General features: G+C 66.9%; 1 protein-coding gene. It reads left to right on the forward strand.

The window, feature by feature from the left end:
* A partial coding sequence (locus NIE111_RS29255) for a polyphosphate kinase 2 family protein (RefSeq protein ID WP_504859752.1) occupies positions 1 to 517 on the forward strand: 517 nt, incomplete at both ends.

Consider the following 517-nt stretch of genomic DNA (forward strand, 5'->3'; position numbering starts at 1 on the left):
CGACTGGACCGCGAGGAGTACGACCGCGACAAGCGGCTGCTCCAGATCGAGCTGCTGAAACTCCAGGACTGGATCAAGGAGTCCGGCGAGCGTTTGGTGATCCTCTTCGAGGGCCGGGACGCGGCCGGCAAGGGCGGCACCATCAAACGCTTCATGGAGCACCTCAACCCACGTGGCGCGTCGGTGGTGGCGCTCGCCAAGCCGGACGAGCGGGAAGCCGCCCAGTGGTACTTCCAGCGGTGGCTGGCGCACCTGCCGGCGGCCGGTGAGATCGTGCTGTTCGACCGTTCCTGGTACAACCGGGCCGGCGTGGAGCGGGTGATGGGCTTCTGTAGCCGCAAGGAGTACCTGGAGTTCCTGCGGCAGGCCCCGGAGCTGGAACGAATGCTGGTGCGCTCGGGCATCCGGCTGGTCAAGTTCTGGTTCTCCGTCTCCCAGAACGAGCAGCGCACCCGGTTCGCGATCCGCCAGGTCGACCCGGTCCGGCAGTGGAAGCTGTCCCCGATGGACATCGCCT

It is taken from the genome of Micromonospora hortensis (genome assembly GCF_022230935.1).
GTDB classification, from domain to species: Bacteria; Actinomycetota; Actinomycetes; order Mycobacteriales; family Micromonosporaceae; genus Micromonospora; species Micromonospora hortensis.